The following is a 12,628-nucleotide window of genomic DNA, read 5'->3' on the forward strand; positions in this document are numbered from 1 at the left end:
TGCCGTTGTGGAGGATCGCGATGACCCACCCGTACCCCGACCCCGTACCGCCCTCGCCGACCCCTCCGCCCGTGCCGGGCCCGCCCACGCCGGTGCCCAGCCCGCCGCCCGTCCCGCCGGGGCCCGGGCCGATGCCGCCCGGCCCCGCTCCGGACCCGATCCCGCAGCCGCCGGGTCCCAGCCCGGACCCCGTACCGGATCCGGAACCGGAGCCGCAGCCGGCCGGGACGTGACCCGGGGAGCCCCCGGACGACGATGAGCGTCGTCCGGGGGCTCCCCGGCGATGGGGCGGTGGGCGGGTGCTCCTCGTCCCGGGCCCTGCCGCCCGCCCAGCCGATCCATTCGGCTCGTCCGCTCAGTCGCCCCGCCCGATCAGCGCGTCCACGTGCGCGAGCCCGCTCTCCGCCGCGATGGAGTCCAGGGACTGCGGTTCCCGCACCGTCGCGAACATCACTGTCCCCGCGTGCCCCGCCGCCACCCGGAATCCGTACACGGCCGGGCGGGGCAGGCTGTTGTACGCCCACGGGGTGGAGAAGTAGTACGCCCCTGTGTCGTACAGCACCACCAGATCGTCCTCGGCCAGCTCCGGCAGCTCCCTGCCGTACGCCACCACGTCCCCCGCGAAGCAGCAAGGGCCCGCGATGTCCTGCGCCAGCACCGGGCCGCCCTTGGGGACGCCGTCCGGGCCGAACGCGCCGATCCGCAGCGGCCAGGCGTCGGGCATCAGCACGGTACGGGTGGCGGTCTGCGCTCCCGCGTGGGTGAGCGCGATCCGGCGGCCGCCGGCGTCCTTCGTGTACTCCACCCGCGCCCCGATGAACCCGTTCTTCGCCAGCAGCGACCGGCCGAACTCCGTGACCAGCTCATAGCGTCCGGAGAAGAGGCCGGGGGCGGCGGCCGTCAGGGCCACCACGTAGTCCGCGTAGGTGGGGCGCACGGTCTCGTCGGCGAAGTTGACCGGGAGCCCGCCGCCGATGTCCAGGCTCGTGATCTGCCGGACGCCCAGCGTGGCGTTGATCTCCTCGGCCAGTTCGTACGTCCGGGCCACCCCGGCCGCGATCAGTTCCAACGGGCAGCCCTGGGAACCCACATGGGCGTGCAGCCGGGTCAGCCACGGCCGTTGCCGGAAGGCCCCCACGATCGCCTCGCGGGCCCCGGGGTCGCGCAGGGCCACTCCGAACTTCGACGTGTCCGTCGCCGTGCTCATCGGCCCGATCGAGCCGCCGCCCACCTGGGGGTTGACCCGCAGCCCGAGCACCGAGGAGGTGCTCGGGTTCCGGAGGGCGTCGACGCGGCGCAGTTCGTCGAGGCTGTCGGCGTTGACGGCCACGCCGAGGGCGAGCGCAAGCCGGATCTCCTCGCGGGTCTTTGCGGGGGAGTCCAGGACGATACGGGACGCGGGGAACCCGGCCTCCAGGGCCAGGCGCAGTTCACCGGGGCTCGCCACCTCGCACCCCATGCCGCAGTCGGCCAGCAGCCTCAGCACCGGGATGAGAGAGCACGCCTTGGCCGCGAAGGTGTGCAGCACCCCGGGCGTGGCGGCGAAGGCGTCGTGCAGAGCCCCTACGGAGCCGCGTACCCCCTCCGTGTCGATGAACCCGGCTACCGGACCGCCCTCGCCCAGCAGTCCCTGCCCGACCGCGGCCCGGACGACGGCGTCGTAGCGGGCGACCGTCGGTGCCGTGCCGTCCTTGTGGTGTGGTGCGGAAGTCGTCTGCGTCATACGGCCAGAGTCCCTGATGGCTGCCCCCGGGGTCAGGCGATCAGACCGACCACGGCCTCCGGCGTCAGCATCCGGAAGGTGAAGGCCTGATGGAAGTAGAGGTGGATGCTGGTGGCGTCGTGGTCCGCGTAGCCGATCGACAGATCCTGGCCCAGGCAGAGTTCGAAGTCCCCGCCCCGCGTCGACAGCAGCACCCCGCCCTTGACCGCGGGCGCCCACAGGATCTCGTCGTCCACCAGTCGGCTCAGATGCGTCTTGACCGGATACCCGTGGTCCGAGGTCTCGGCCGCCTCGGTGAACGCGTCCGCGCCGAGCAGCAGCCGGTACGGTCCGTCGACACCGGCCAGCCGCAGCCGCGTCACGGCCTGGCTGACCGCCACCGGATAGTCCCGCGCGTCGGCGGGCAGCGGCAGCGGTTCGTGCGAGGAGCCGTCCCGCAGACCGGTGATCCCGGCCGCCCCGTACCCGTCGATGATCGCCATGTCCTCAGCGAACGCACAGGTGCGTGCCGCGTCCTTGACCGGCTGCCAGTCGCTGTCGGCGGAGCCGCGCTCCACGTCGTCCACGGCCTGGCGGCTCACCGTGAACGGCACCCGCCACTCGATGACCGGCATCGACGTGCGGGCCCGTGCGACCACGTCCGGGGTGGGCGGATCGATGTCGCGCAGATGGCCGTCGCCGACGGCGGCCAGCGTCGGACCGTCCGGATCGGATACGTCGACGACGCGGCGGCCGGCCACATGGCGCCGAAAGGTGCGCCGGGCCTCCTCCTCGATCTCGTCCCAGGCGGACGGGGTGACCGGTGCGAGTTCGCGGTGCAGATTGTTCATCACTGGGCACTTTCTTGCAGGCTGCCGATGCGCAGCGAACCGTGGTCGGAACCGGCCGGGACCGGCTCCTCCCGGACGGGGTCGGGTGCCGGTTCCGGCCGGTCCCCGGAGCGGGTCAGGGAGGGCAGGGGCGGCGGGGCGTCCAGGAAGTCGGCGCGGGGAGCGAAGAAGAGGGAGCCGGTGACCGCGGTGGAGAAGTCGAGGATGCGGTCGTGCGTCCCGGGCGGATCGCCGAGGAACATGTTGCGGAGCATGCGCTCGGTCACGTCCGGATCGGCGGCGTACCCGATGAAGTACGTACCGAACTCGCCCTTCCCGAAACTCCCGAACGGCATGTTCGCCCGCAGGATGTCGCGCTCGGTGCCGTCCGGATCGGTGATGGTGTTGAGCGCGAGGTGGGAGTCGGCGGGCTTGTCCTCGTCCGGGAACTCCACGTCGTCCAGTTTGGTGCGGCCGATGACGCGTTCCTGCTCCTCGACGGTGAGCGCGTTCCACGACGTCAGGTCGTGCAGGTACTTCTGGACGACGACGTAGCTGCCGCCTTCGAAGTCCGGGTCGTCGTCCGCGCCGACCAGCGCCGCCGCACGGGCGTCGGCGCCGACCGGGTTCTCCGTTCCGTCGACGAAGCCGAGCAGGTCCCGGTGGTCGAGGTAGCGGAAGCCGTGCGTCTCGTCCACGATCCGCAGGGCTCCGCCGAGCTTGTCGAGCAACTGGGCCGCCCACGCGTAGCAGACGTCCATCCGCTCGGCCCGGATGTGCAGCAGCACGTCACCCGGGGTCGCGGGCGCGCGGTGCAACCGCCCGCGCAGCTCCGGGAACGGGTGCAGGTGGGCGGGGCGCGGCCCGGAGAACAGCCGGTCCCAGGCGCTGGAGCCGAACCCCGCCACACAGGCGAGATCGGCGTCCGGGAACCGGAAGCCGAGCGACCTGGCCACGGCCGCGAGGTCCGGCAGCACGTCCCGTACCGCGCTCTCGCCGCCCGGCTCGATCGTGCCGACCAGGATCAGCGCCGCGTTGGTCAGCGGCGCCACGACGGGCTGTACGGAGACGGGGTCGGGGACGGCCTCGGGCATGCGCGCACTCCAGTACGAAGGTGAACAGGGCTCGCAGCCACTAAGCCACGCCCCGCGGTCCCCCGCACGCCGGGAGCGCCCGCCCGGGTCAGCCGGAATCGGCCGGGTACGGGTCCGGCCGGGTCAGCCCGCCTCGACCTCCGACCGGTCGCCGCCCCAGAGCGTGTGGAACGAACCCTCCCGGTCCGTACGCCGGTAGGTGTGCGCCCCGAAGAAGTCCCGCTGGCCCTGGGTGAGCGCGGCGGGCAGCCGGTCCGCGCGCAGCCCGTCGTAGTACGCGAGCGCGGCGGCGAAGCCCGGAGTCGGCACGCCCTGGCGTACGGCCTCGGCCACCACCGCCCGCCAGTCCTCCTGGGCCGCGCCGATCTCCTGCCCGAACTCCTTGTCGGAGAGCAGGCTGACCAGGTCGGGCCGGTTGTCGTAGGCGGCGCGGATACGGTCGAGGAACGCCGCCCGGATGATGCAGCCCGCCCGCCAGATCGCCGCCACGGAGCCGAGGTCGATGTCCCAGTCGTAGGCCTCGCTGCCCGCCCTGATCTGGTGGAAGCCCTGCGTGTACGAGACGATCTTGGAGGCGTACAGGGCCTGCTCCACCCGGTCCGCGAACGCCGCCGCCCCCGCCTCGTCGAGCGGCTCGGGCGTGGGCCCCGGCAGGCCGCGCGCCGCCTCCCGCAGATCGGCGTGGCCCGAGAGCGACCGGGCGAAGACCGCCTCGGCGATCCCCGACACCGGGACCCCGAGATCCAGCGCGATCTGCACGGTCCAGCGCCCGGTGCCCTTCTGCTCCGCCCGGTCCTGCACGATGTCGACGAACGGCTTCCCGGTCGCCGCGTCCGTGTGGGCGAGGACCTCCGCCGTGATCTCGATCAGATACGAGTCGAGCCGGCCGGTGTTCCACGTACGGAAGACCTCGGCGATCTGCGCGGGGGAGTACCCGGCGACGGCGCGCAGCAGGTCGTACGCCTCGGCGATGAGCTGCATGTCCGCGTACTCGATGCCGTTGTGGACCATCTTCACGAAGTGACCCGCGCCGTCCGGACCGATGTGCGCGGTGCACGGAGTGCCGTCCTTCGCCTGCGCGGCGATTCTCTCCAGCATCGGGCCCAGCGACGCGTAGGACTCCGCCGAACCGCCCGGCATGATGCTGGGCCCGTTCAGCGCCCCCTCCTCGCCGCCGGAGATCCCCACCCCGACGAAGTGGATCCCGCGCTCGCGCAGCTCCTTCTCGCGGCGGCGGGTGTCCTCGAAGTGAGCGTTCCCGCCGTCGATGATGACGTCGCCCTCCTCCAGCAGCGGCGCGAACTCCTGGATGACCGCGTCGGTGGGGTCCCCCGCCTTCACCATGATCACCAGGCGCCGGGGACGCTCCAGCGCCGCGACGAACTCCTCCGCCGTGTGCGCGGCGACGAACGTGCCCTCGTCACCGAACTCCTCGACCAGGGCGTCGGTCCGGGACGTGGTGCGGTTGTGCAGGGCGACGGTGAATCCGTTGCGGGCGAAGTTCCGGGCGAGGTTGCGGCCCATGACCGCGAGCCCGGTGACGCCGATCTGAGCTGTGCCGCTCATCTGTGTGCTCCTGGGGGGTGCGGTACGTACCGCTCTTCGGGTGCGGTGCTTCGGTCAGGGAAGTACGGGCACGGGGACAGCCGCGTTCATGGGGCGGGCGCTCGCAGGCGGGCCCGCTCAGGGGGAGGGGGAGGCGGTCGTGCCACCGGTGGCGGGATCGGTCCCGGGATTGCCCGAGACCGGCGAGGGCTCCAGGAGCGCGTCGTCGTCCCCCGGCTCGGGGATCACGTGCATCGCGGCCTCCTCGGCCGACGCCGCCGCCCCGTCGATGCCCACGTCGCTGGCGGTGAGGGTGGCCGGTACGGTCCCCTCCGCCTGCTGGGTCAACCGCCCGGCGCGGGCGACGCCCACCTCGTTGTCCCAGGGCTCGCCGTCGCCGTCCACGAGGTCGCCCACGCCGTCGCCGAGAGAGCCGTCCGGTTCGGGAACCTCCCTCGTCAGCCGCGTTTCGAGGGACTCGCCGGTGTGCCGCTCGTTGGCCGTGGTGCCGAGTCCCTCGACCACCCACGGGCGGTCCGGGGGCGCGTACCCCTCGTCCAGCGGATCGCCGGTACCGGACGGGTCCATGAGCGTGTCCTCCGCGCCGAGCTGCTCGGCGGGGTCGGAAGCCTCGGGTTCCTGGGGCTGGTAGACGTCGTCCCCCCAGTCGGTGTCGCTCATGGCGCGTCCTTTCCTCCGGGAGTACCGAATGCCACTGTCCCCTGTACGCAATTCCACTCCGGTCCTGCTCCGGCCGCAAAGGGAAGATCGGATTCGGGTGCCCCGCGCGGGTGGCGCGAAACGGTCCGTACGCAGGTCGCGCCCCGTTCCCCGGCGCACGGAGACTCTTGGGACGCCGGGCCGTTCGAATCGTCGAACAGTCCGGCATAGGGTGGCCCTCCATGGGGTACGGACAGCAGTCGCCCGGGGGCGATCACCAGCAGCAGGGACCATGGCCGCCGTACGCGGGACAGCCGGCCGCTCCCGGGGGCGGCGCGCCCTGGAGCGGGCACCCCGGCCCGCCTCCGTCGCCGCCCCCGTCCGGCGGTGGCCGCCGGCGTAGCTCGGTCGTCGCGGTCGTCGCGGCCGCCGCCGTCGTTCTGGCCGCCGGGATCACCGGATTCCTGGTGCTCGGCGGCGACACGGACGACGGGAAGCCGGACGCGGGACCCACCGGAGCGGACGTCGTCCCCCCGTCCGCGTCCCCGGGGGAGCCCCGGGGCGGAGCCGAGGACGGCACCGCGCCCCTCGTGCCCGGCTGGAAGACGGTGATCAACCCCAAGCGCGGCATCGCCTTCGACGTGCCGGTGGACTGGGCGGTGAAGTCGTCCGGATGGGTGACGTACGTCGCGGAGAACGGCGACCCCGAGGAGACTCCGCTCGTCGGGTTCGCCGCCCCGGCGATCCTCAAGGAGAAGTGGTGCCGGTCCGACGACGACGGCAACGGCACCCAGGAGGACACCCCGCTGGCCTCCGTGGGCTCCCGGGCCGAGCCCGACGCCCGCGACACCGCCGAAGCGGCCCGGGAGAACGCCCGCCTGTGGGTCTACGGCAGCTACGCCCAGCCGGCGAAGGACAAGGTCACCACCGGGGCCGCGAAGGCGTTCACCACGGAGTCCGGCCTCACCGGGAGCGTGGCGACGGCCACCTCGGCCGGCGTCGACGGGACGGGCCGCTGCGCCTACAACGGCAAGGCCACCGCGTTCGCCTTCGAGAACCCGGCGGGGGAGACCCTCTCCTGGACGTTCGTCGGTGTCCGCGGCGTCGACGACGAGGTGCCCGATCCGACCGTGCGCAAGATTCTCGGTACGGTCCGGCTCGTCGACAGCACACCCTGACCGCTAACAAGATCAACTCGCTGGCGGCGGCGCCGGTGCCCTGCGATGCCGGCCCGGCCGCGTCGAACGCCGGCCGGGGCAGGAACGGGGGAAACGGTAGCTGTGGACGTCTTCACGACGAAGTCCGGAACGGTCCGGGGGCGGCGCGCCGACCGGGATCACGGCATCGTCGTCGTACGCGGACTCCCGTACGCGGCGCCGCCGTTCGGCGCCCTGCGGTTTCGGGAGCCGCAGCCGCCGCAACCCTGGGACGGCGTACGCGACTGCACCGAGTTCGGCCCGGTGGCCCCGCAGTCGGCCGAACTGACGGGCGCGCCCGTCTGGTCACCCGGTGACGAGGATGTCCTCACGCTGAACATCTGGGCGCCCGCCCACGGCCCGGGCGACCTGCCCGTGCTGGTCTGGCTCCACGGCGGCGCGTACGTCTTCGGCTCCTCGGCCCAGCCCGACTTCGACGGCACCGCGCTGGCGGGCGAAGGGCTCGTCGTCGTCACCCTCAACAGCCGTCTCGGCTTCGAGGGTTTCGGCCATGTGCCCGACGCCCAGGAGAGCGCGGGCTTCCCCGACAACCGAGGTCTCCTCGACCAGATCGCCGCCCTGGAATGGGTCCGCGACAACATCGCCGCGTTCGGCGGCTCACCCCACCGGGTCACCCTGGCCGGGCAGTCGTCCGGCGCGACGTCCGTGGCCTGCCTGACGGTGGCCGACCGGGCGCGCGGCCTGTTCCGCCGCGCCGTCCTGCACAGCGCCGTCAACGCGTTCGCCTCGATGGAGCAGGCGGCCAGAACCACCGCCGAGGTCGCCGCGGAGGCCGGGGTGCCCGCCACCCGGGCGGGCCTGCTCGCCGCCCCGCCCGAGGCCCTCGTGGCCGCCACGGACCGGGTGTGCGCGCGGTACGCACAGGACCCCGCCTCGGGGCAGCGCCACTACGACCCGGCGATCTACGGTCCGGTCGCCGACGGTGCCCTCCTGACCGCCGACCCGCTGGAGGCGCTGGCGGCCGGAGCGGGCGGCGCGGTGGAGCTGCTGGTCTGCCACACCACGGAGGAGTACTGGCTCCTGGACGCGGTCGGCAGCAGCGCGAAGATCACGACAGAGGAACAACTGGCCTTCTTCGCCGCTGACTTCGGTCTCCCGGCCTGGCTCGTCGAGGGCCACCGCGAACGCCTGCCGGACGCGCGGGTGCTCGACGTCTACCTGTCCCTCTACTCCGGCCTCCTCTTCGCCGAGTACAGCTCCCGTCTCGCCGAGGCCCATGCGCGGGCGGGCGGCCGGACCTTCCTCGCCCGCTTCGACCGCCGCCGGGACCGTGCGGGGCAGCGGGTCCGCGCCTGGCACTGCGCGGACATCCCGTTCGCCTTCGGCAACCTCCACGAGGAGAGCGTCCACTTCCTCGTCGGCGGGCCGCCCGGCGAGGCCGACGAGGAGCTTTCGCGGCGCATGACCGGTGCCTGGGCCGGGTTCGCCGCCCAGGGCGACCCCGGCTGGGACCCCCTGGACGGACCTGCCGGGAGCGGGGCGGCGGTACGGGTCTGGCGTACGGCGGCGGAAGAGGAAACGGACGCGGCTCGGCGGGCGGCGGCCGGACCGGCCGGGAACCCGCCGCCCGGGCCCCAGGACGGCTTCCGTGACCTGTGGCGTACCGCTGGACTGCCCTTGCTGGCTCCCTGAGCCGGGCGAGCGGGCGAGGCCGTGCTCGGCCGGTCCGAGCACGACCTACGCCCAGGCCCGCAGCCCCTTTGTGCAGGCCGTGCCGTGCCCTGCCCTACGCGTGCCCGTCGGCGCGTGCCAGCCAACGGCCGGCATGCCGGGTCACCTCGATGGGGCGGCCGAAGCAGGCGGTCATGCGCTCTGCCGTGAGAACGCCCTCGATCGCCCCGCGCGCCAGAACGCGCCCCTCGCGCAGAAGCAGGGCGTGACCGATTGCCGGAGAGAGCTCCTCCAGATGGTGGGTGACGGTCACCGTCGACAACTCGGGCCGGGCCGAGGCGAGATGACGCATGGTGTCGATGAGGTCCTCGCGCGAGGGCAGGTCGAGCGCGTTGAACGGCTCGTCGAGCAGCAGCAGCGCCGGGTCCGCCATGAGGGCGCGGGCGATGAGGATCCGGGCGCGCTGGCCACCCGAGCAGACGCCGTACTCACGGTCGGCGAGGTCCTTGATCTGGAGTTCGGCGAGCAGCGCGTCGGCCCGGTCGCGCACCTCGCCGTCGTACTTCCTCCACAGCGGCTGGACCGTGCCCGTGTGGCCGGTGAGGACGACGCCGTGGCCCGTCAGGTCGCCCGGGACGCGCTGGGAGGTGGAGACGTGGCCGATGAGGGCGCGCAGATCCCGCACGTCGACGCGGCCGAGCCGGTGGCCGAGGACCTCGACCGTGCCGGCCGTCGGGAAAGCGGTGGCACCGACGAGCCGCAGGACGCTGGTCTTTCCCGCCCCGTTGGGACCGAGCAGCGCCCAGTGCTCGCCGGCCCGGACGGTCCAGTCGACGGCGTCGAGGATGAACTGGCCGCTGGTGTGGCGGCGCATGCTCACGCCGTCGAGGCTGGCGACCACGCGCCCGTGACCGGTGCCGGTGTTCCCGTCCATGGCGTCGGTCGGCCCCTTCGCGTCGGTGTTCACCGCACGGAGGGTAGCTGCAGACGGCACTTACCCGCGTGGGTGACTGCATCGTGGAATCGGAGGCCCGGCACCGGCCGGCGCATGGGCGCCGCGGTGCCGCGGACTTCAGCGCCGCGGCAGCGCCAGCACGCTCACCCCGAACATCAGGACGCCCAGGGGAAGGTGCACCGACGGTATGTGCGCGATACCGACCGCCACTTGGATCGAGGCGAGGACCAGGAAGCCGACGGCGTGCCCGACGGGCCCGCCGACCAACTGGTCCCGGACGAGTCGGTGACCATGGTCTTCTCGTCGTCCTGGAGTCCATGACCCCCGCCGAGCGCGTCGCCTTCGTCCTGCACGACGACTTCCGCTACCCCTTCGCCGAGATCGTCGCCGTCCTCGGCCGCACCCCCGCGGCCTGCAAGCAACTGGCCGCGTCCGCCCGGCGCCGGGTGCGCGCCGCGCGGGCTCCGGTGTCGGTGGCATCGGCCGGGCCGGCCGATGCCGTACGGCAGGTCAAAGAGGCGTGGGAGAGCAAGGACATCGCCGCCCTCGTCGGCCTCCTCGACCCGGCCGCGGTGATGACCGCCGACGGCGGCGGCCTGGTCGGAGCCGCCCCGCGGCCGATCGAGGGCGGCGCACGCATCGCCCAGTACATGGTCGCTCGAACTCCTGGAGCGGTCGGTCAACGGCGCGCCGGGCCTGGTGGCCCGGCGCGACGGCGACGTCATGACCGTGGCCTCGTTCGACGTCACCGACGGCCGCGTCGCCCGGATCTGGGCGGTCCGCAACCCGGAGAAGCTGCGGCCGTGGGCCCGCCCCGACCTGTCCTAGGGCCTGTCATGGCGACCAGGGGCCCCCTACTCGTACCGGTACTTCAGCGACTCCGCCTCACGCTGCTCGATGTCGGCGATCGTCAGCCCCGGCATCCGCAGCTGCGCCAGCGTCACCTCGGCCGAGGTCGGCTGGGCGTCCGCCGGCAGCCACTGCTCGGGCTTCCAGGCCCCGCTGCGCAGAAGCGACTTGGGGCAGTGCGGGTAGACCTCCTCGATCCCGATCACCAGCGCGCTCGCCGGCGGCTTCCCCACGGCGGTGAGCTGCGACAGCAGCTCCGGGCGGGTCGAGACGCAGGCCCGGCCGTTCACCCGGAGCGTCGTGGTGCGCCCCGGGACGAAGAACAGCAGCCCGGCCCGCCCGGTGGCGATGACGTTCTGCAGGGTGTCCAGCCGCTTGTTGCCGGTCGCGTCCGGTATCGCCACCGTCTTCGCGTCCAGGACGGAGACGAAACCTGCCGGTCCGCCACGCGGCGAGACATCGCAGTTGCCCTCCGCGTCCGCGCTGGCGACCAGGACCAGTGACGAGCATCCGATCAACCGCTGTGTCTGCTCGGTGAGTTCGGACATCTGCTTGCGGATGGCCGCGGCCCCGGGCAGTTCGTAGGCCCGACGCAGCGCCTCCTGGTCGGTCACGGCGTCGAGGCGGAGTGAGTCGAATGCGCTGCCTGCAAGGGGTGTCGTCATGCCTCCGACCCTAAGCGTTGTTCCGGTCCCGGCAGGCTCGGAGGTGCCCGGCCGGCCGTCAGTACGGCGGCAGCCGCAGAACCCCCGTGCCCTCGCGGACGTCATGGACGAGCCGGATCTTCCCCACCGGATGGCCGCGCTCGTCCGTCGTGACCAGCGCCGCGTCGTCGGGGTTGACGCACCGCCCGCGCGCCCCCGGCTCGGGGCAGAAGAGGACGTAGCCGGTCTGCCGGTCCACCCGGCCCGGCTCCAGCCGCCAGATCCACTGGTAGTCGCTCACGACCACCCGGGGGTACGTGGCACGCAGCCGCTCCTTCACCGCGTTCTGCACGGTGTCGCCGAACTCCTGCCTCTCCCGGAACGGGCGGACGACCCTGGCGCTGCCCGTCGTGTCGACCCGGCCCGCCTCGATCTCGTAACTCGCCGAGAAGTAGGCGTGCTTGGTGAGCGAGGCCAGCAGGTCCGACCGGGTGAGCCGCATCACCGTCGGCCAGGAGTCCTTGCCCCGGTCACGTCGGCCGGCGACCGATGGGGAGACCACGTTCACGTACGAGGCCTGCGCCTTCGCCAACGCGCTGTCGGCCCCGCTCGCCGTGACCCACCGCTGGACGCACTCCCCGATCTCGCCGAGCACCTTCGTCACGGTGGCGTTCGTCAGCTCGGCCGCCACGTAGGGCGGGGTGCCGATCGGGCCCAGGGCGACGACGTCGTAGCCGCAGACGTCGAAGGCGTCCCGGAGCGTACGGAAGTCCTCCGCCTGCTGCCGCCCGCGCTGCACGGCCTCGGCCAGCACGCCCGCGCACTCCTTCCGGTCGCACATGCCCCGGTCCGCCTCGTCCGTGTCGATGCGGAGCCGGACCACGGCGTCGCGGTCGTCGGTCACCGCGAACGTGACCTCCGAGCCGCCGGAACCCGGGAAGAGCGTGCGCGCCCCGACCGCCTTGAGCTGCCCGGGGAAGTGCTTCTCGGCCAGCTCCTCCGCCGCCCTGCGGTCGTCCTTCGTGTCCACCACGCCGCAAGCGCCCAGCACCACGACCAGCGATCCCGCCAGGGCGCCGGTGAGCGCGGCTCTCCACCATCTGCGGCGTGATCCGGCCATGATCTGCTCCTCCACCTGGTCCTGCCGTCGGGTGCTGCTCCGTGTTCCTGTGACCGTAGGGCCACTCTTCGCGGGCCGGATGAGTACGCCTACTCAACCCCGGTGCGCACAGCGCCCCGCACCCCCTCCCGTGCACCTCCTGTCATTGGCATGGACCTGACTCTTGAACTCCGCTACAGTCCGGGAACGGCACATCTGAGAGCGCTCTCAAAGGCACGATCGGATCGCGCTCCCGGACGCCTCCCGTTCCACCCCCACGTCGTTGGAACAACAGGAAGGGTCACTCCCTTGAGACACGCAACCCTGCTGCGGACCGGTCTGTCCGCACTCCTGGTCATCGGAGCCTGGACCGCCGCCGGCCCGGTGTCCGCCTCTGCCGCGCCCGCCCCCGCCGAACCTCC

At 72.9% G+C, this 12,628-nt stretch carries 10 protein-coding genes and 1 pseudogene; 3 read left to right on the forward strand and 8 right to left on the reverse strand.

Annotated features, from left to right (window positions below; all coding sequences use genetic code 11):
• Positions 1-355: 355 nt before the first annotated feature.
• The 5 genes from D3105_RS26525 to D3105_RS26545 form a co-directional block, all read right to left on the reverse strand.
• Positions 356-1,723, reverse strand: coding sequence for a diaminopimelate decarboxylase (locus D3105_RS26525; RefSeq protein ID WP_118905526.1), 1,368 nt, complete (start codon positions 1,721-1,723; stop codon positions 356-358).
• A gap of 32 nt (positions 1,724-1,755) precedes the next feature.
• Positions 1,756-2,553: a family 1 encapsulin nanocompartment shell protein gene (locus tag D3105_RS26530; RefSeq protein WP_118905527.1), complete on the reverse strand. Its 798-nt coding sequence runs from the start codon at positions 2,551-2,553 to the stop codon at positions 1,756-1,758.
• Positions 2,553-3,626: a Dyp-type peroxidase gene (locus D3105_RS26535; protein WP_118905528.1), complete on the reverse strand. Its 1,074-nt coding sequence runs from the start codon at positions 3,624-3,626 to the stop codon at positions 2,553-2,555. Before D3105_RS26535 ends, D3105_RS26530 begins: the two co-directional genes overlap by 1 nt.
• A gap of 123 nt (positions 3,627-3,749) precedes the next feature.
• Positions 3,750-5,192, reverse strand: a complete 1,443-nt coding sequence (gene gndA / locus D3105_RS26540; RefSeq protein ID WP_118905529.1) for an NADP-dependent phosphogluconate dehydrogenase — start codon at positions 5,190-5,192, stop codon at positions 3,750-3,752.
• A gap of 117 nt (positions 5,193-5,309) precedes the next feature.
• The gene (locus D3105_RS26545; RefSeq protein WP_118905530.1) at positions 5,310-5,852 is read right to left on the reverse strand and encodes a DUF5709 domain-containing protein; all 543 of its coding nucleotides are present in this window, start codon (positions 5,850-5,852) and stop codon (positions 5,310-5,312) included.
• 221 nt (positions 5,853-6,073) lie between these two features.
• Between D3105_RS26545 and D3105_RS26550 the strand changes: the two genes are divergently transcribed.
• Both D3105_RS26550 and D3105_RS26555 read left to right on the forward strand, forming a co-directional pair.
• Positions 6,074-7,009 carry a hypothetical protein gene (locus D3105_RS26550; RefSeq protein ID WP_118905531.1) on the forward strand — a complete coding sequence of 312 codons (936 nt, stop codon included), beginning with the start codon at positions 6,074-6,076 and terminating at the stop codon, positions 7,007-7,009.
• Positions 7,010-7,111: 102 nt separating this feature from the next.
• Entirely contained in the window at positions 7,112-8,680 is a 1,569-nt protein-coding gene (locus tag D3105_RS26555; protein ID WP_118905532.1) for a carboxylesterase/lipase family protein, read from the forward strand.
• Positions 8,681-8,774: 94 nt separating this feature from the next.
• On the opposite strand, the gene D3105_RS26560 is transcribed toward D3105_RS26555, so the two are convergent.
• Positions 8,775-9,593, reverse strand: a complete 819-nt coding sequence (locus D3105_RS26560) for an ABC transporter ATP-binding protein (RefSeq protein WP_118905534.1) — start codon at positions 9,591-9,593, stop codon at positions 8,775-8,777.
• Between the two features lie 267 nt (positions 9,594-9,860).
• Between D3105_RS26560 and D3105_RS26565 the strand changes: the two are divergent.
• Positions 9,861-10,442 (forward strand): annotated as a pseudogene (locus D3105_RS26565) (sigma factor-like helix-turn-helix DNA-binding protein); the annotation flags it as partial.
• Between the two features lie 26 nt (positions 10,443-10,468).
• On the opposite strand, the gene D3105_RS26570 reads toward D3105_RS26565, so the two are convergent.
• The gene (locus D3105_RS26570) at positions 10,469-11,128 is read right to left on the reverse strand and encodes an MSMEG_1061 family FMN-dependent PPOX-type flavoprotein (RefSeq protein WP_118905533.1); all 660 of its coding nucleotides are present in this window, start codon (positions 11,126-11,128) and stop codon (positions 10,469-10,471) included.
• A 58-nt stretch (positions 11,129-11,186) separates the two neighbouring features.
• Positions 11,187-12,227 (reverse strand): SCO7460 family lipoprotein, encoded by a 1,041-nt coding sequence (locus D3105_RS26575; RefSeq protein ID WP_118905535.1) that lies wholly within the window; start codon positions 12,225-12,227, stop codon positions 11,187-11,189.
• Positions 12,228-12,628 lie beyond the last annotated feature (401 nt).

This window comes from Streptomyces globisporus (assembly GCF_003501885.1).
In the GTDB taxonomy this organism is placed as follows: Bacteria; Actinomycetota; Actinomycetes; order Streptomycetales; family Streptomycetaceae; genus Streptomyces; species Streptomyces globisporus_D.